The 19,107-nt window shown below is 46.4% G+C and carries 17 protein-coding genes; 13 read left to right on the top strand and 4 right to left on the bottom strand.

The window, feature by feature from the left end:
• The first annotated feature begins 21 nt into the window (after window positions 1-21).
• From IEY13_RS00410 to IEY13_RS00445, 8 genes are all read left to right on the top strand, one after another.
• Complete coding sequence (locus IEY13_RS00410; RefSeq protein WP_188949580.1) at window positions 22-1,446, top strand: RagB/SusD family nutrient uptake outer membrane protein; 1,425 nt, start codon at window positions 22-24, stop codon at window positions 1,444-1,446.
• 19 nt (window positions 1,447-1,465) lie between these two features.
• Entirely contained in the window at window positions 1,466-2,215 is a 750-nt protein-coding gene (locus IEY13_RS00415; RefSeq protein ID WP_188949582.1) for a DUF4843 domain-containing protein, read from the top strand.
• Window positions 2,216-2,235: 20 nt separating this feature from the next.
• Window positions 2,236-3,684 (top strand): PKD-like family lipoprotein, encoded by a 1,449-nt coding sequence (locus IEY13_RS00420; RefSeq protein ID WP_188949584.1) that lies wholly within the window; start codon window positions 2,236-2,238, stop codon window positions 3,682-3,684.
• A gap of 37 nt (window positions 3,685-3,721) precedes the next feature.
• On the top strand, window positions 3,722-5,116 hold the full coding sequence (locus IEY13_RS30075) for a TlpA family protein disulfide reductase (RefSeq protein ID WP_229687649.1): 1,395 nt from the start codon (window positions 3,722-3,724) through the stop codon (window positions 5,114-5,116).
• 117 nt (window positions 5,117-5,233) lie between these two features.
• On the top strand, window positions 5,234-5,974 hold the full coding sequence (locus IEY13_RS00430; protein WP_188949586.1) for a DUF4261 domain-containing protein: 741 nt from the start codon (window positions 5,234-5,236) through the stop codon (window positions 5,972-5,974).
• A 95-nt stretch (window positions 5,975-6,069) separates the two neighbouring features.
• Window positions 6,070-6,567: a thioredoxin family protein gene (locus tag IEY13_RS00435; RefSeq protein WP_188949588.1), complete on the top strand. Its 498-nt coding sequence runs from the start codon at window positions 6,070-6,072 to the stop codon at window positions 6,565-6,567.
• 149 nt (window positions 6,568-6,716) lie between these two features.
• On the top strand, window positions 6,717-7,295 hold the full coding sequence (locus IEY13_RS00440) for a hypothetical protein (RefSeq protein WP_188949590.1): 579 nt from the start codon (window positions 6,717-6,719) through the stop codon (window positions 7,293-7,295).
• Window positions 7,296-7,305: 10 nt separating this feature from the next.
• Complete coding sequence (locus IEY13_RS00445; protein ID WP_188949592.1) at window positions 7,306-7,755, top strand: hypothetical protein; 450 nt, start codon at window positions 7,306-7,308, stop codon at window positions 7,753-7,755.
• 3 nt (window positions 7,756-7,758) lie between these two features.
• On the opposite strand, the gene IEY13_RS00450 is transcribed toward IEY13_RS00445, so the two are convergent.
• On the bottom strand, window positions 7,759-8,268 hold the full coding sequence (locus IEY13_RS00450) for a response regulator (RefSeq protein ID WP_188949594.1): 510 nt from the start codon (window positions 8,266-8,268) through the stop codon (window positions 7,759-7,761).
• Window positions 8,269-8,424: 156 nt separating this feature from the next.
• Here IEY13_RS00450 and IEY13_RS00455 point away from each other — a divergent pair, with 156 nt between their 5' ends.
• Window positions 8,425-9,201 carry a hypothetical protein gene (locus tag IEY13_RS00455; RefSeq protein ID WP_188949597.1) on the top strand — a complete coding sequence of 259 codons (777 nt, stop codon included), beginning with the start codon at window positions 8,425-8,427 and terminating at the stop codon, window positions 9,199-9,201.
• Here IEY13_RS00455 and IEY13_RS00460 read toward each other — a convergent pair.
• Window positions 9,198-9,683, bottom strand: coding sequence for a hypothetical protein (locus IEY13_RS00460; protein WP_188949599.1), 486 nt, complete (start codon window positions 9,681-9,683; stop codon window positions 9,198-9,200). The genes IEY13_RS00455 and IEY13_RS00460 overlap by 4 nt on opposite strands.
• Window positions 9,684-9,755: 72 nt before the next feature.
• Entirely contained in the window at window positions 9,756-10,223 is a 468-nt protein-coding gene (locus IEY13_RS00465; protein WP_229687650.1) for a PPC domain-containing DNA-binding protein, read from the bottom strand.
• Between the two features lie 136 nt (window positions 10,224-10,359).
• On the opposite strand from IEY13_RS00465, the gene IEY13_RS00470 reads away from it, so the two are divergent.
• The 3 genes from IEY13_RS00470 (at window position 10,360) to IEY13_RS00480 (ending at window position 14,919) form a co-directional block, all read left to right on the top strand.
• Entirely contained in the window at window positions 10,360-11,769 is a 1,410-nt protein-coding gene (locus tag IEY13_RS00470) for a DHA2 family efflux MFS transporter permease subunit (RefSeq protein ID WP_229687651.1), read from the top strand.
• A gap of 158 nt (window positions 11,770-11,927) precedes the next feature.
• Window positions 11,928-14,363, top strand: coding sequence for an ABC transporter permease (locus IEY13_RS00475; protein WP_188949605.1), 2,436 nt, complete (start codon window positions 11,928-11,930; stop codon window positions 14,361-14,363).
• 46 nt (window positions 14,364-14,409) lie between these two features.
• The gene (locus tag IEY13_RS00480) at window positions 14,410-14,919 is read left to right on the top strand and encodes a TlpA family protein disulfide reductase (RefSeq protein WP_188949607.1); all 510 of its coding nucleotides are present in this window, start codon (window positions 14,410-14,412) and stop codon (window positions 14,917-14,919) included.
• Between the two features lie 12 nt (window positions 14,920-14,931).
• On the opposite strand, the gene IEY13_RS00485 is transcribed toward IEY13_RS00480, so the two are convergent.
• On the bottom strand, window positions 14,932-15,780 hold the full coding sequence (locus IEY13_RS00485) for a ThuA domain-containing protein (protein WP_188949609.1): 849 nt from the start codon (window positions 15,778-15,780) through the stop codon (window positions 14,932-14,934).
• A 112-nt stretch (window positions 15,781-15,892) separates the two neighbouring features.
• Here IEY13_RS00485 and IEY13_RS00490 point away from each other — a divergent pair, with 112 nt between their 5' ends.
• Window positions 15,893-19,099: a S41 family peptidase gene (locus IEY13_RS00490; protein WP_188949611.1), complete on the top strand. Its 3,207-nt coding sequence runs from the start codon at window positions 15,893-15,895 to the stop codon at window positions 19,097-19,099.
• The last annotated feature ends 8 nt before the right edge of the window (window positions 19,100-19,107 follow it).

A 19,107-nucleotide genomic window follows, 5' to 3' on the forward strand; every position in this document is an offset into this window, starting at 1 on the left:
TAACCAGAACCTCACGTTTTTATGAATATAAAATCTGCTATGTCCGTGCTGCTTATGGCTGCTTCGGTTGCAATGGTTGGCTGTAAAAAATGGCTGGATGTAAGTCCGAAAACACAGATACGTGAATCTGTGCTGCTGAGTGATGAGCAGGGATTTAAAGATGCACTTACGGGCACTTACCTGAAAATGGGGGGCAATGCTTTGTATGGCCAGAACCTGACTATGGGCTTTCTGGATGCACTGGCGCAGCGTTATGCGGTATCTTCTTCTTCACATAGTTTTTATCAGAGCGCTTACAGGTTTAACTATGCTGATAACAGTGCTAAAAATTATATTTCTGCTATATGGGGTGGATTGTATTCTACCATAGCCAATACGAATAATATTATTACGCAGATTGATGAGAAGAAGGGATTGTTCAGCAATAATAATTTTAACCAGATAAAGGGGGAGGCACTTGCTTTGCGTGCTTTGCTGCATTTTGATGTGCTGCGTATGTTTGGGGCCTCGCCTGCGGTGGATCTGCAACGGAAGTCTGTTCCTTATGTAACCCGTTTTGGCGTATCGGTATATCCGTTACTGCCTATTGCAGCCGTGGCAGACAGTTGCCTGAAAGATCTGGCGGAGGCTGAACAACTGCTTTCGTACGACAAGGAAGTAAGGAATGCTTTTAATCAGGACCCCTTTTTATCGTACACGCGTAATCATATGAATTACTGGTCGGTAAAAGGATTGCAGGCCCGTATATACCTGTATAAGGGTGAAAAGGCTAATGCGCTGAATGCAGCACTGGCTGTTATTAACAACAAAGGTGACCGGTTTCCGTTTGTGAGCGGCACCAGTGCAGGCGCCACTGTTAACCGCGACCGGTTGTATTATACCGAGCATTTGTTTGGATTGTACACCTATAAGCTGAAGGCTTATACGGAGGCATATACTAAAACGAATGTGGTAGGGGGCACACCCACTACTGCCACCACTGCCACCAATCTGAACAATCTGTATGAAATAAGTTCGGGGGGCAGTTCTGATATCCGTTATAATTATCTGTTTACTGCTTTTGCTTCTTCTTATGCTACTACCAGGTACTGGCAGGATGATTTAAACTTTGAGTACCTGAAGAATCTGGTGCCGGTTATCCGCTTATCGGAGATGTATTATATAGCTGCGGAATGTGCAGGAACGCCTGAAGCTGGGGTGGGGTATCTGAACACTATCCGCTCAGCAAGAGGACTTTCTACGCTTGCTACCACTATTTCGGCTACCGCTCTTACTACTGAGATACTGAAGGAGTATAAGAAGGAGTTTTATGCGGAGGGGCAGTTGTTTTATTATTTTAAACGACTGAATGCTGCGAAGATTGATGGTAATTCACTGGCTGCGGGAGAAGCTGTGTATATGTTTCCGATGCCTGATAATGAGATAGAGTTTGCGAATCGTTTTTAACCCCGTTAAACTGCTTACAATGAAGAGAATAACGCTTACTATATTGTTACTGCCGTTTTTGCTTTGCTGGCTGGCAGGCTGCTCTAAAAGTGAACTTACTGCTTATACACAGCAGGGCATGGTATATTTTTACCGTACTGCCTATGGTATAACGAACGACAGTACTACGCTTTCTTTTGCTATTAAGGCCGATACGTTGGTGGCCGATACTGTGTGGCTGGATGTACGTATAATGGGAGAGGCGGCGCCTAAAGACCGTGTAGTAAAACTGGAGGCATGGGCAGACTCTACCACTGCGGTGGAAGGTGTGGATTATACGTTTCTGCCTTCTGTAATTAAAGCGGGTGCTTTTACCGCCCGTTTACCAGTTTTAATAAAGCGCAATGCGGGACAGAAGACACGGGAGTTGAGGTTGCTGGTGCGTTTGGGTACCTCTGCTGATTTTGCTCCTGGTGCTTTAGGCATGACATCCGGACAAATGCCAGGTGCCACACTGAAATATCTGATTAAGATCAACGATTTTTTAACCAAGCCTGCTAATTGGGAATCTTTTCTGGTGTATTACTTTGGCGCTTACAGCCAGGTAAAGTATAAACTGATTATCGACGCTACCGGCAGGGTTGAGTTTTTAACCAGTGGTGCAGATGCTGTAATTGGCCCCACGGTTGCTTTTTATGCTTTACAGGCACAGCAGTTACAGGCTGAGATGGAAGCAGTGAACGGGCCTCTGCTGGACGAAAATGGCAATGCGATTACCTTTCCTCATTAGATGATGCATAAACTTTATTTATGAAATTGTTATTTAAATATATACCGGTGCTTGTGCTGGTGGTGCTGGCTGCGCAGGGATGTTATAAGGATGAAGGAAATTACACTTATGCTGAAGCCAAAACTGTAAAAATTGCGGCAAGCATACCTGATACGGTGAATATTCTTTTACAGGATACTTTGAAAGTGGTAACGCAGCTTACTGCACTGAACACGGATACTTCTGCCTTTACTTATGAGTGGATTTTATATGAATCGGTTACGCCTTTAACACGCTATTATCTGGGTACGGATCATAATCTTACTTCAAAGATTGTGAATGCACCAGGCCGGTATACGCTGGATTACTTTATTACCGATGGTAAAACGGGTATTGCGTACCGGAAGTCTTTTGTAATAAATATTACCAGCGTTTTAAACGAAGGATGGATTGTGGTGGAAGAAGCCAGCGGTGCCTGCGATATGGCTATTATTTTGCCTTCGGGGCAGGTATACCATACTGTTTATTCCGGCGCTAATAATGGAATTAAACTGCCTGCGGGTACGCAACGTGTTGCTGTGGTGCGCGACCGTGTTGGGGCTCAGAAGATTTATGTAATGTCTCCTAACCAGGGTGAGCAGTTGTACTATGCGAATTTTCAGAAGCTGAACAGCTTTAGCAGCTGGTTTTATGCCACGCCCGCAGTAGTTAAGCCACAGGAATATTTTATTATGGGCGGCAGCAGCGAGCGGTTGCTGAATAACGGGCAGCTGTATTCTTTTTCTACCAATGGGCCGGGTGTGCCTAAGTTTGGTTTGCCACCAGTGGGTACACATGATATTGCCCCTTACGAAATGTATAGCGTAAGACAGGGCTGTGTATGGTATGATAATCTGGGGCAACGTTTTTACAAGCAGGATGAAAGCTATTATGATTTTAATGATTTTCCTGCTCCGGGCTCTGCTGCGGTGTTTAATCCGAATAAGATTGGCAAAAAGCTGCTTTTTACGGGTGCCACCAGTGGTAGTGACGTGTATAACTGTTTGTTTAAAAATAATGAAGATGATTCTTTGTATATCTACAAACTGGAGCTTACAAAAACAGATGTTGGTACGGCTATAGATGCACTGGGCATTCAGCCGGAGCTGGCTAATGCGGGCAGTTATGTTATGTCGCGCAAGCTGAATTTTCTGTATTACACTTATGGTAACAAGGTATATCTGCTGGATATACCGGCGCATACCAGCCGTGTTATTTACACGTTTGCACCTGGTACCGAAATACGGGCTATGAAGCTGTATTACAACAGTAAGCTTACTGCTGACCCTGATAACTATAACCTGATAGCTATTGCTACCAACGAGGGTGGCGCGGGTAAGGTATATCAGTTTCCGCTGGCCGCTACCGGTGCTTTTGCGGGAGATACTTACCGGAATGTTTACACGGGTTTTGGATTGATTCATGAGATTACATTTAAGAGAGCGCCTTAGTACAGGCGCTTCTTTTTCAACCAACTAATAACAAATTATGAAAAAGGGATTATGGTTAACGGCGCTGGCTGTAACAGCGGCCGGGTTATCGCTTTGCGCCCAGACAGTGCCTGCTATTATCTGCGGCCGTGCAGCAGAGAGTAGTGCAGAAGGGTTGCAGCTGATGGAAACGGTAAATGGTAAGATGGTGGCTTATGCTACTACGCGGTTTGACAGCGAAAAACGTTTTGCGTTTGCACTGCCGCAGCCTAAAGAGGGTTTTTATTACCTGGTGGCTATGAGTAAGGGAAAGGCCGGACGTGATTTTATACGCGTTTATCTGAAGCCGGGTGAGCAAATTGAATTGAATATTACTGATAAAAAGTACCATGCTGCGCTGGTGAAGGGAGGTGCTGAAAATAAAGCCCTTTACCAATGGCAGGAGATTGCTTATACACTGGAAGGTGGTTTTCGCTTCTGGGGCGATACGGTTACTTATCATTCCTATTTTCCGGCACTGGAGGCTGCGTTGCCTAAAGCGGAGGCATTTAAGAAAAGTTTGCATACCGGTAATAACCGTTTTGATGCTTTGCTGAAGATGGCAGTAGATGCTGATATTGAGTTTGCCAGTTTTAGTTTACTGTATACACCCCGGCCTGTTCATGCACCCAAAGATTATCCTATGCCTGCTTATTATAACACCGTAACCAAAGATGGCCGTTATACCAGCAGTGATGTATTGCAGCTGGGCAATGGTATTGAGTTACTGAGCAGGTATGTAACCGCTTACAGTATGAAGGCGTTTTATAACGAAGGCAGTAAGCCGGAACGTGCGGAGTTGCTGGCAAAGCAGATAGCGCTACTAGGTAACGATACCGTAAAGGGGGCTTACCTGGCTGCTACTTTTGACAGGTATAAAACCTATGAGGACTTGCAAACCAGTATGAAGCCTTATCAGCAATACCTGCAATTGCCGGCATTTCAGCAGGCTTATTTTGAAGCTTTGAAAGCGGTAAGCACTTTTAAAGCAGGTACTGTGGGATATAATTTTTCTTACCCGGATATGAGTGGTAAAAAAGTATCGCTGAAAGATATGGCTGGTAAGGTGGTGCTGGTGGATATGTGGGCTACCTGGTGCGGCCCCTGTAAGGCAGAGATACCGCATTTGCAGAAACTGGAAGGAGAGATGCATGGCAAGGACGTGGTTTTTGTAAGCATATCGGTTGATGAGGCAAAAGATAAAGAGAAGTGGAAGCGTTTTGTGGAAGAGAAAAAGCTGGGCGGCGTTCAGTTGTTTGCGGCTGGCTGGAGTGATATGGCAAAGTTTTATGGCGTAAACGGCATTCCGCGTTTTATGGTGTTTGACAAAAAGGGCAATATTGTATCGGTTGATGCGCCGCGGCCCTCCACGCCGGAGCTGAAGCAAATGCTGGAAAAGGCATTGCTGAACTAATTATTTTGCAAATACCCCCTGGATATTACAACCTGAGCAGCGGTACTCTGATAAAGAGGCCGCTGTTTGTTTTAATACGGGCATGAAATGCTATAGCTTTGGCGCAAATACAGGTGTATGCTTACCGGAATGATTTTGCTGAAGGGGCGTGCTGCTATGAATGCAGACCGTTTTGCCAAAGACTTTGCTCAGTATTCTGATGCGGATATGGAGGAACTGGTAAAGGATGGCAGTACGCTGCTGCTGAATATAGAAGGCGCTGCCGTGGCCATTTCTACTGTAACGCAGCCTATAGCACCAGGTGATATACAGACGGCTGCCAAAAGGGCGTACGAGTGGCCTGCTGTACTGAACGATGTTAAAGGCCATCAGAGCCATCTGGTAGTGGCGGTTTCTGAAAACAAAACGGATGATGTGCTGAAGCACTTTGTAATTCTTACAGATGTGCTTTGTGCTTTACTGCGTACTACGGAAGCGGTGGGCGTTTATATGCCGAGCCAGCAGTTGCTGATTGCAAAAGAGGTATATCTGGATGAAGCTGAGGATATGGATGAGGATTACTTTCCGCTGAACCTGTGGATGTATTTTGCTGTGCAGGCCGGGGATAAAGGTGTTTCGGGCTATACAAACGGACTGAAAGATTTTGGCAAAGCTGAACTGGAGATTGTTGATTCGGTTGCGGACGGGCAGGATGTGAGAGCATTTCTGTTTAATATGGCGCATTACATTATAGAGAATGATGTGGTGTTTGAAGATGGTGATACCTGTGGGGTTACGGAAGAGGAGGATGTGGTGGTAAAATGCTCGCCCGGGGTTAAAGTGAAGGGTACTACCTGCAAGCTGCTTTACCGGCAGTAAGTAAAGCAGGGGTATGGAACCAGGCTGGTGTGTTTGTTAAATGTGTATGGTTATTAAGGTGGGTGTTTTATCTTTAATTTCTTAACAATATTCCTATGTTACAAAGGGTTTTTCTGGCGGTGTTTCTGAGTGTTGCCGGTATAGTATGTGCCAATGCACAGGATAAGCCACAAATATATAATATACAGGCAGATGCTGCAGCTGATATTGCTGCGGCGGTAAAAAAGGCAAAGGCGGAGAATAAGCATGTGTTTTTACAGATTGGTGGCAACTGGTGTGGTTGGTGCCTGCGTTTTAATAAGCTGGTAACGGAGAATGATACGTTGCGTACCGCCATGGAAAGCAATTACATAGTGGTGCATGTAAACTACAGTAAGGAAAATAAGAATGAAAAAGTGCTGGCAGGGCTGGGATATCCGCAACGTTTTGGATTTCCGGTGTTTGTAGTGCTGGATGGTAATGGTAGCAGGCTGCATACCCAAAACAGCAGTTACCTGGAAGAAGGCAACGGGCACAGTGTTACGAAGGTTCTGGGCTTTTTGAACGACTGGACGCCGAAAGCTATTGCGCCAGCGTCTTATCCTTCCCGGTAAGTACCCAATTTGTGTGTAGGTGTTGTGTGGGTGAGGCCCTATTGTTACAGGAAAAGGACAATAGGGGAAACGATGGGATATGTGCAAGGGTGTTTGTTTTTCAGCCATGCTATGGAATGGTTTTTTAGGGTGTGCTGTAAACGAACATTATGAAAACGCCCACGTTTAATAAAAAGCATTTAACAGAGTATCTGTTTTTTGGCGCTATGGCTGCCTTGTTGTATCTGATACCTTTATTCTTTTATCTGACAAATAACCGGTATGAGAACAGTTACTACCTGTATATTGGTAATGCACTGTTTTTTCTGGTAATCTTTTATTATAACATGCGGTTGCTGTACCGCCCGTACGATAAAAGCCGTGCGGTATCTATGCTTATGTCGGGCCACCTGGCTACAATATGTGGTGTTATTATTTCTGTGCTGGTTGCCACTTTACTTATGGTAGCTTTTCAGCCCGGTTTGTTTACTGCAAAGTCGTCAGATGCTATTCTGAATAATGCACCCGCTAATGCTGAAGTAATAAGGCCTTCGGGCTGGTTGTTTATGATTTACGTAAACGCCGTTATCTGCAATTTTGGTGCAGGGGCATTGATTTCTATTATGGTATCGTACGCAGGCAAGCGTAACCAAACCAAAGATAAGCCTGCCCACGTGGATACACATCTTCCTGTTAATCACGGTAATGAGGGAGGAGCAGGAAGACACCCACATCATCGTCATGCATAAAATTCAGCCTATGAGTAACGCATCCATACCATTGTTTTTGTTACGCGACCTGGCCATTATTAATGGTGAACGGGTGGTGAAGTACCAGCAGATTAAGCGCACCGGTGAAAAACTGGAACTGGATATGGCTGGGATATTATCGGATATGATACAACAAAGTGTTGTATATCAGCAGGAGTTAACAGACAAGATCAGTCAGCTGGATGGCATTTCTATGCATGCCAAAAAGCCCGGTGAGGTATATCATTTGTGGGAAGAGGAGCAGGTTATGCCGGAAGGAAGAGGCAGACTTCAGTTTCTTACTTTTTGCGAGAAAGAGGAACAGGCCTTGCAGCGGGCTTACCGTACTGTGCTGGAGCATGTGCAGGCGCATGAAGATATTCAGTTTCTGCTGGAACGGCATGAAAGCGATATTGATTACGAGCTGGATCATCTGGCCAGATACCGTAATGCGCTTTAGTTATCAGGTAAACAAATCCAATATCCCGGCTATGTGCTTTTTTAACAGCGCAAAGCCGGGTGGTTTTATGCAAAAATGTGCGGCACCAAAGGCCAGTGCCTTTTGTTTATCAGCAGGGTTTTGCGAGGTGGTAAAAATTACTACAGGTACAGATTGAAAACGGGCATTTGCTTTCAGCGTTTTTAAACAGTCCATGCCATTCATACAAGGCATGTTTATGTCCATAATAATCAGATCGGGCAGTTGTGCGGACCGGGTAAGGTTGCTGATGGCTTCCATTCCATTGGCGGCGGTGCTTAGTTTAATTTGTATGTGCAGCTCTTCTATGGCTTCGCGGAAAAACAGCTGATCATCTTCATCATCCTCTATCAGCAATACCTTTTTTACTGCCGTGCTGCGGTAGGGCTGCTCTGTAAGGCTTGCGGCAGCAGGCCTGGCAGCTGCTTTTTCTTTTTCCGGAAACAGGGGAATTCCTCTGGCCGGAAGCGGGCGGTATAATGAGGGGCCGATCATAGTAGTTTTTTCTCTCGGTGAAACATAAATAGTAACTCACTGTCAAAATTGAGGTTATTCAGCGGAACAGACATTATACAATTGGCGCAATAACTTGTACGATTTACAGAGCCTGTGCTGCCGGTATGCATGTTTCTTATATATCTTTGGCCACATATGAATAAACATGCCCTATTAGCATGGCCGGTTTTACTAGCACTGGCCTGCAACAATGTTCCGGCTGAGGAAAAGCCCGCTGACACTACCGCTACTATTGCCGCAACGGCTGTTACACCTGTACCGCCTGTTACTACAGGTGCCAGCAATGCCCTTGCGGATACTTTTACAATGGGAGAACGTACTTATTATGTAGTACCTATGGAGCAATCTCCTTTCCCCACTGAACCTGAGCAGGATGTTACAGAAATGGATGTTGCTGAAAAGGCTGCTCTGGCCAGGACTACCGGTGTAAAGCGTATAGGGGATACCCTGTTGCTGCCGGTTGATAAAGGTGAGCCTGTTGCAATGGTGAATAACAATTCTGACGGCGACGATTATGCGCACTATTATTATGATAGCTATTTACCTGAGATTAACTGTTACTGCCTGATAGGCACTTATTACGAAGCGGGTGACTATGTGTTGCTTAACCGCAGTACCGGGGCTAATATTCATGTATGGGGCAAACCTGTAATAAGCCCGGATAAAAAAATGCTGATCTGCCCTTCTTACGATCTGGAGGCAGGTTTTATTCCTAACGGATTTCAGGTGTTTACCAATGATAACGGTGCGCTGGAAAATACCGGAGATGTATCGCTTACCAAATGGGGGCCCGGCCGTGTGAAGTGGCTGGATAACAATACTATTGCAGTGGAACAATTGTACCCGACTTTAGATGGTAATGGAGATGCCACGAAGGCTGAGGTTTCGGCCGGGAAAATTACGCTCCGCTAACTTTGCTGTAGCAGCGCCAGTGTTTTGGTAAGTTGCCTGCACTGGCTGGTATCTTTTACCGGTGATAGTTGCAGTACCTGCTGCCGTAGCTGATTCAGTGATAAGATGTCGGGCACTGAATTGCCGGGATTGCAAATTATCCATGCCAATGCTGTTTTAAGTGTAGTGGCTTTTATACGTACCGAATAAGCGGAATAACGGGCCGGGTGAATATGTACATATCTGCCCGGCTCGTTGCCTTGTAAGAATATCCACCGGGAACCATCGGACAAAGTGCATTCCCGGTAGCCTCCGCCAGCCTGCAGCCATTGCATGTAGGCAGCTTCCTCCTGTATATTCAGCTGTAACAGGTGTTCCGTAACCTCTTCAAATATGACGGGTATTTCCAGCGGACCGTAATACACATCCATAAGGGCATTGCCCAGTGGCTGCAGCGCGCAATAGATAGTTTGCGGGGTTTGCGCGTGTATCAGCTGCAGCATACTGCTGCGGTGATGTTTTAATGCGTTAAAGAGAATGTTTCCGGCGCTGATCATTGTATGCAAATATAACTGCTAATCCAGGCTTAGTACATTAGCGCCAAGTTCTTCATCTTTTATCCGTTCCAGCTTTTTATCGTGTGTTGTTATCAGTATTTCTACTGAGCCGGTGCTTACTGTTGCGGCCAGTATATGGCCTGCGCGGGCATTAAAGTCCTTATCGCCTACTACGCCATGGGCGTGTATAGAAACCTTGCCCTTTTGCCAGGCAATGGTGCCATGCATGGAAGCGAGTTCTACATTGTCAAAGTTTTTGGGGTGGTATTTCTTCTCTGTAAAATCGAAATAGCCGAACTGAATGTTTACAAACCCCATTCCTGTAAAGTTGGCTGCGGGCAGGTTCTGGTTTACTGCCAGCTTTTCCAGTTCTGCCATAATGCTGTCGCCCTGGGTTAAAACCATCAGGTAGCCTGCCGGTACTTTACGGTATTTAGTAGTGGTATTGCTGCCGGTTTGTGCCATGGTGTTGTGGTTTGTGAGCATACATGTTATAAGGATAACTGCTGTTACCAGTTTTTTCATAAAGGATGCTTATTTTACAGATGTAACACGAATAGTGCCAGAGGTAGCAGGCGTGGTATAAGTATTGTACGGCAACTATTTCTAAAACAGGATGCGCATGAACAAGGTTAAGGTGTTGATTACGCTGATGATTGGTACTTCTATGGCGGCCATTGACAGTAGTATTGTAAACGTTTCGCTTCCTGTTATACAGCGGAAATTTGGGGTAGAGGTGGATGAGGTATCGCTGGTGATTACTGCTTACATGATTACTTTTCTGCTGTTTATACCTTTAACCAACTGGTTTAAAAACCGCATTGGATATTACTATCTGTATATAGTCAGTATTATTTTGTTTACGCTGGGCTCGCTGCTGTGCAGCTTATCCGGCAGCCTTACCATGCTGGTGCTGGCGCGTGTGGTACAGGCTATTGGCGGGGGCGCTATTGCACCTGTATCGCTGGGCATATTATCGGAAAGTTTTCCTGAAAAAGAGCGTGGCAGTGCTATTGGCTGGTGGGGTATTGGTAACGTAATGGGGCCTGCGTTGGGGCCTACGCTGGGTGGTGTGCTTACGCAGTACCTGGGGTGGGAATCTATTTTTTATGTAAACATACCTATTGGTGTGGTAGCAGTGGCTATGGCAGTGCGTTATCTGGGCTTTTTAAAAGCATGGCCGCGGTATACCCCACCTTTTGATATAAAGGGTTATGTGTTGTTTGTAGGGTTTGTAGTGCTGCTGCAATGGACGCTTACCAGCGCCGGCGCATCGCATGGTTTTTTATCGTGGCAGTTTATTGGTGGGGTGCTGGTAACGCTGCTGTTATTCCGGCTTTTTATACTTTCTGCCAGGCGGCCGCAGCCTTTGCTGGATTTGTCGGTGTTTCGCATAGCAGGCTTTAACCGGGCGTTTATTATAGTAGCCATCCGCTCACTGGCTTTATTCGGGGGCATGTTTTTTCTGCCTTTTTTGCTACAGGGGTTGCTGGGATATACTGAAATTGAGAGTGCGTTGCTGATATTGCCCAATGCGTTGATTATGCTGGTTACGCGGCCTGCGGCGGGTAAAATGGCAGATAAGGGAATGATACGGAATATATCTCTTGCAGGTATTCTGCTGGTGTCTGCTTCCTTTTTTCTGTTTGCCCGTATTCATATAGGTACTACTATCTGGTTTATTATTCTGGCCATGCTGGTGCGTGGGCTGGGCATTAGTTTTTTGATTGCACCGGTATCTACCGCATTGCTTAATTCGGTGGAGCGGTCGCAAACTGCTACTGCTACCTCGTTAAACAGCCTTATGCTGCAGCTGGGTGGTTCGGTAGGTATTGCTATCAGTGGTGCTATGCATAGCTATATTTACAACCATTATCTGCAGCGGGGGTATAATACACAACTGGCTGAGCACTTTGCGTTGCAGGATGGTTTTTTGTTTACAGCGGTACTGATTCTGCTGGCACTGATACCGGCTGCTAAACTGCCGCAGCGCGCCGAAAAACCACTGCGGGATAAAGAGGCGCTGGGTTAGCTGTGGATGGTTGCAAGTGAACAGTGTTTGTACTAAAACCGTACACCGTACGGGGCTTGCAGGGTGTAAGTGGTTGAAAATAAAAAGGGTAGAGCCTGGCATTTGATTGGCGGCCTTTGTTGTACAGATGTTCTGTATAACCTGTAATTCACGCTGCTATGCTGAAAAATTATATCAAAATAGCCATCCGCAACCTGCTTGCCAGCCGGATGTTTTCTTTCATTAATTTGTTTGGGCTTGCTACAGGGTTGGCTACCTGCCTGCTGATTGTATTGTTTATCTGCGATGAAAGCCGGTACGATCAGCATTTTGCCAATGGCAACCGGTTATACCGGGTTGTAAGCAAATCGGCCAAAGGCGAAACCTGGGCGGCTACCTCTGCACCGGTGGCTGCCGGTTTACGGCAGGATTTTGCAGAGGTAGAAGAGGCGGCGCGGCTGCTTACTTTTCCTGATATAGCTACCATGCTGCTGAAGTATGAAGAAGGGGCGCACCAGCAGCAGGCGTTTGAAACCAATGGGTATTATGCCGATGCGGGTTTTTTCAGGGTACTGGATATGCCTTTTACTTATGGTAACCCACATAGTGCCCTGGAGGCACCTAACTCTATAGTGCTGTCTGCCGTGTTAAGTAAAAAGTATTTTGGCAATGCTAACCCGGTGGGTAAGGTTATGAAGGTAACAACCCCGTTTGGTGTGTTTGGTTACACGGTTACGGGCGTGTTTCAGCAGCAGCCTTCGCATATACCGGCGCAGTATTATATGAGCATGCGTAACAGCGATATGTGGAACTGGGTGCAAAACCTGAGTCAATGGGCTAATAACAATGTGTTTTTTACCTACATTAAGCTAAAACCCTATACCAATAAGGCTTTGTTTGAAACCAAGCTGAATACTTATTTTGATAGTAAGGCAGGTGCTGAAATGAAGGCGGCCGGTTATTCCAAACAGTTGTTTCTGCAGGCGGTACCGGATATTTATCTGCATTCTGCCCTGGGCAATGAAATAGCTGCGAATGGTAATATTACCTATCTGTACATACTGGGTTCTATAGGTGCTTTTATTCTGCTGGTAGCCTGTATAAATTTTATGAATCTGTCTACAGCACGCTCGCAGCGCCGTGCGCGGGAAGTGGGGGTACGCAAGGTAATGGGCGCCGAAAAGCATTTGCTGGTGCTGCAGTTTCTGGGCGAGGCATTGCTGCTGAGTGTGCTGGCCCTGGTACTGGCATCGGGTATAGTGGTATTGCTGCTGCCTGCTTTTAACAGTCTTACGCAAAAGCACCTGCAGCTGACAGATTATGCTGCCCTGTGGGGCTGGGCTGTGGTATTAACCCTGGTTACCGGTTTACTGGCGGGTGCTTATCCTGCCTTATATCTTTCTTCTTTCCGGCCTGCTGCTGTATTAAAAGGTAAAATACGCAACACCATGGCGGCTGTATTTGTGCGTAAGGGTTTGGTGGTGTTTCAGTTTACTATATCGGTATGTTTAATTATAGCGGTGCTGGTAATTACAAAGCAACTGCGTTATACGCAGCAGCGGCCACTGGGTTTTCAGCAAACGCAGCAGATAGTGCTGCCTTTACAAATGGGGTATAATAATACGGAGAGTAACTACGTATCGCTGAAAAACGAATTGTTGCAGCAACCGGGGGTAGCATCTGTTACCTGTGGCAATGCTTATCCGGGTATTCCGCAGCTGAACGATATGTTGTTTTATGCAGAAGGAAAAAGTATAAAAGATATTGTAGATATCCGGTTATCTACCATAGCGCCGGATTATCTTTCTTCTCTGGGCTTTACTTTGTTAAGCGGCAATGGCTTTAGAGAAGGGGGGAAGGGAGTAACGAACGATTCTCTTCTTATTCTGAATGAAACGGCTGTAAAGCAACTGGGGTATACAGTAGCGGATGCGCCGGGTAAAAAGGTGTATTACGATGCGGGTAAGGGTGATTACCAGTCTGCAACCATTCTGGGCGTAGTAAAAGATTTTCATTTTGAGAGTATGCACACTGCTATACAGCCTTTCGGGTTTATTGCAGGTGGTATAGGCAGTAAATACAGTTACCTTATTGCACGTATTAACAGCAATGATTATAGTCAGCTGCTGCGGGGTATGGAAGCTGCGTGGCATAAATTGTTACCAGGCACCCCCTTTGCGTATTCCTTTTTAGATCAGGATTTTCAACGTAATTACCAGAAAGAACAACGTACCTCGCGCATAGTAACCTGGTTTACCTGCGTGGCGGTGGTTATTGCCTGTCTGGGCCTGTTTGGGCTGGCTGTGTTTTCGGCAGAACAGCGCAGGCGCGAAATGGGTATACGTAAGGTACTGGGCGCTTCTGTAACGGGTATTGCGGGGCTGCTGGCCAAAGACTTTATGCAGCTGGTGTTGCTGGCTATTGTAATAGCTACGCCGCTGGCATGGTGGGCCATGTATAGCTGGCTGCAGCATTTTGTATACCGCATAACACTCAGCGGGTGGGTATTTATGCTGGCGGGTGGCATAGCAGTAACCATGGCCCTGCTGACTATCGGCTTTCAGGCGGTGAAGTCGGCAATTTTATCGCCTGTTGCCAGTTTAAAAGCAGAGTAGCGGTTGCAGGTTTTGGTATATTTGTAAGCAACCTTATACACGTATTATGAGAAAAACAACAGTTTTATGGATGCTTATGCTGGCATTGCCGCTGGCGCTTACTGCACAGGAGGATACTACCACGCTGATACATACAGGAGATACTGTGCCTTCTTTTACGTTTGAAACGGAGAAGGGTAAAAAGGTGCGTATTGAAGATTACCGGGGCAAGCTGGTGTGGATTAACCTGTTTGCTACCTGGTGCCCGCCCTGTAATGCGGAACTGCCGGAAGCGCAGAAAGTGTGGGATAAGTATAAAGCTAACCCCCGCTTTGCTTTTTTTGTTTTTGGCCGGCAGGAGAACTGGGATAAGTTGTTGCCTTATAAGGCAAAGAAAGGCTTTACTTTTCCCATATTACCCGATGCCGACCGTGCTATATTCAGCCGCTTTGCCACACAGTTTATTCCCCGTAACATACTGGTAGATGAAAAGGGAACCATCCTCTTTGAATCCAAAGGCTTTGAACCTAAAGAGTTTGAAGCGCTGGTAAAGCTGATAGAGGAACACCTGAAGTAAGCTGTAATGTTGTTATTTTTTATTGGCATTGCCCAGCCATAACAGGGCATCTGTTATCATTTGGTTCTGTACCGGATTATCGAATGTTTGCGATAAGTCTTTGTTGTGCGGCGCATGTTCGTAATCAATATCGTTATGCCCCATGTTAACGTATAACATGCGGTATTTGCGGTTGCTCCATACCACGGGGTAATAGCCGCTTTGCCATATTTCGTGCTGTTTGGGGCCGGTACCCAGCGGAAAGCTGGACGCATCTATGGCAAGCAGAATGCGTATATCCGGGTTTTTACGCAGGTCGTTACCCCAGCGGTACCACTCGTTTGGCGAAGCTTTAAAACGTGCAGGCAGGTGTCGTGTGGCGGGGTGCAGGCTGTCTTCTACCTTTAACACGGCACTGGTAGGGCGCCAGGTATTACTGCCATACTCGCCGGAGCCCAGGAATGTATGGTGGTACCAGTTCCAGTTTTGCGGAAAAGCGGAAGGGGTAAGTGCAAATGCCGAAAAGTGAAACCCTATCCAGCCGCCACCCTGTTCCATATACTGCTGAAAAGCGGCGCGCTGTGCAGAATCTTCCGGCCGGGTATCCAGAAACAGTACCACCTGGTATTGTGATAAAAACGGAGTATTGAGGTTGTTCCAGTTATTGGTAGAGTCGTACTGAAAGCCCTGCTGCTGCGCTGTTTGGGCAAACCATCGGTTGGCCTCGTGTACAAAGCTGATATGTGCCTGATCGCTTTTGGCGGTATAAAAACCAATTACTTTAAAGGCAGGTGGCTTAGAGGCAGACTGGCTGAACAACGGGTTGCAACAGGCTATGAGTAAAAAGCCGAAGGCGAACAGGCGCCGGGAAATGATGAACATGGCAAAGTAGTTTAGGTAAAACAATCACCGGCAATATACAGGATTGCCTGCCTTTTATCATAAAAAGCGATGGGTTTATACATCTTAATGGTAACTTTCTTTTTTATTCAATATGAGAAAATTAATACTGTTATTGCTGGCTGCTGCGCCTATGCAGCGCATGGCTGCCCAGCTTACACCGGGATGGCTGCGTTACGCTGCTATATCGCCCGATGCACAAACAATTGTGTTTACTTATAAAGGCGATTTGTACCGCGTGGCTTTCGGTGGCGGTACGGCAGTACCACTTACCCAGCATGCCGCGCATGACTATATGCCGGTATGGAGCCATGATGGTAAAAGCATTGCGTTTGCCAGCGACCGTTTTGGTAACATGGATGTTTTTGTAATGCCTGCTACCGGCGGCGAGCCACGCAGACTTACTTACCATTCTGCCCATGAGTATCCGTACGAGTTTACAGCCGATAACCAGAACGTTTTGTTTGGCAGTGCGCGCATGGATGCGGCTACTAACAGGGCATTTCCTGCTGCTTCTTTACCTGAGTTGTATCAGGTAAGTATTACAGGTGGGCGGGTTACGCAACTATTAACCACACCGGCAGAGGAAGTAAAGCTGAGTAAAGACGGGCGCTATCTGGTATATCAGGATAAAAAGGGGGGTGAGAATACCTGGCGTAAGCATCATACTTCTTCTATTACACGCGATATATGGGTGTACGATAAGCAAACCGGTAGCCATACCCGTATTACTTCTTTTAAAGGAGAAGACAGGAGCCCGGTACTGGGTGATGGAGATAAAACCCTTTATTATCTGAGTGAGGAAAGCGGTTCGTTTAACGTGCATAAGATGCCACTGGCGGGCGGCCCATCGCAAAAGCTGACTGCTTTTAAAAAGCACCCGGTACGCTTTTTAAGCCGTGCAGATAATGGTACCTTATGTTTCAGTTGCGATGGCGATTTGTATACCTGGCAGGGCAGTGGTACACCACAGAAGGTAACCATTCTGCTGGCTGCTGATAATAAGGCAAACAACGAGCAGGTGATACCTGTAAGCGGTGGCGTAAGAGATATGGCTGTTTCGCCCAATGGTAAAGAGGTGGCCTATATAAGCCGGGGCGAGGTATTTGTAAGCAGTGTGGAAGGAAGTGTTACCCGCCGTATTACCAATACACCTGAGCAGGAGCGTTCGGTATCTTTTTCCCCTGATGGTAAAACATTGCTGTATTCTTCTGAACGGGGTAACAGCTGGAAGATATATGAAACCCGTAAACAGCGCGAGGAAGAGCCTTATTTTTATGCTTCTACCGTGTTAAAAGAAACATTGCTGATTGGTGGTAACGACCATGAAAATTATCAGCCTGCTTATAGCCCCGATGGAAAAGAGGTTGCTTTTGTAGAAGATCGTATGACGTTGCGGGTGCTGAATAAAGCCTCTGGTAAAACGCGTACACTGCTTACCAATCAGGAGCTGTTTTCTATGGGGGATAACGACCAGTATTTTCAGTGGAGCCCCGATGGTAAATGGATATTGTTTGATTATGCTATGCCCGGTATTTCGCCCGGTGAGGTGGGATTGATACAGGCAGATGGCAGTGGCAAAGTGGTAAACCTTACCGAAAGTGGTTTTAACGATTCGCACCCTAAATGGATACTGGGTGGTAAGGGTATGTTGTGGTTCAGCAACCGCGATGGTTTAAAAGCGGTGGCACAAAGCGGCGGTGCGCAGAATGATGTGTATGGCCTGTTTTTTACGCAGGAGGCTTTTGACAGGTATAAGCTGAGCAAGGAAGATGCAGAACTGCTGAAAGAAGCAGAGGAAACCAAAGCAAAAGCAGATACCACCAAAAAGAAAGAGCCGAAGAAAGACAGTGTGGTAATAGACTGGCAGGATGTTACGCTGCGTAAAGCAAGGCTTACTATTCATTCTTCCTCTTTAAGCGATGCGCTGGTAAGCAAAGACGGTGAAACGTTATATTATCTGGCGCGTTTTGAAAAAGGCACCAACCTGTGGACTACCAACCTGCGTACTAAAGAAACCAAAATGCTGCTGGCGCTGAATGCGCAGGGGGGAAGCATTGTGTGGGATAAAGAGCAGAAGAATATTTTTCTGGCTTCTAACGGGGGCATTTCTAAAATTGAAGTGCCGGCCGGTAAACGCGAATCTGTTTCTGTGAATGGTGAGTTGAGGCTGGATATAGCTGCTGAACGCCGGTTTATGTTTGAGCATGTGTGGCGCCGTACAAAAGAAACATTTTATACCGCCAGCATGCATGGGGTAAACTGGGATAGTTATAAGGCGGACTACGAAAAGTATCTGCCGCATGTGGGGGATGGAATTGAGTTTGCGGAATTACTGAGCGAAATGCTGGGTGAACTGAACGTAAGCCATAGCGGCGCATCCAGTTATAACACTGCGGAAGGTGGTGATATTACTGCCTCGTTAGGTGCTTTTTACGATGCTGCTTACAAGGGCAATGGTGTTAAGATAGAAGAAGTAATTAAGGGCGGGCCACTGGATAAAGCAGGCCTGGTAATTAAGCCGGGTATGATTATAGAAGCTATAGACGGCGAAACCATTGCTGCTGATAAAGACCTGGCCCAATACCTGAACCGCAAAAATGGTGTAAACACGCTGCTGGTAATTGCTGATGGCAATACCCGTAAAGAAGTGGTGGTTAAACCCATTACACCGGGTGAAGAAAGCGGTTTGCTTTACAGAAGGTGGGTACGTAAAAACCAGGAAGAGGTAGATAAACTGAGCAATGGTAAACTGGGGTATGTGCATATACCCGGTATGAACGATGGCGCTTACCGTACCACTTATGAAGAAATGATGGGCAAATACGTAAACCGGAAGGGAATTGTAATAGATACGCGATTTAATGGTGGGGGCGATCTGGTAGCGGATCTGGCCATGTTCCTGGGCGGAAAGAAGTTTATGGACTATAGCACGGATAACCGTAGCGCTGGTTTTGAACCTAATTTCCGGTGGACTAAACCCAGCATTTCCATTGCCGGTGAGGCCAATTACAGCGATGGGCATTGTTACGCCTATACTTATCAGGAACTGAAGCTGGGCAAGCTGGTGGGCATGCCGGTACCGGGTACCTGTACTTTTGCCGGCTGGGAGGCCCTGCAGGATGGAAATACCCGCTGGGGCGTGCCGCCGCTGGGCTGTAAGGATATGAAGGGGCAATACCTGGAAAACCACCAGACAGAGCCGGATATTTTAGTGATGAATGAATATAATGTGGTGAGCAAAGGAAAAGACCAGCAGCTGGAAGCAGCCGTAACAGAATTGTTAAAAGAAGTGCCTTAGAACTGATA

Source organism: Filimonas zeae (assembly GCF_014641615.1).
GTDB lineage: Bacteria > Bacteroidota > Bacteroidia > Chitinophagales > Chitinophagaceae > Filimonas > Filimonas zeae.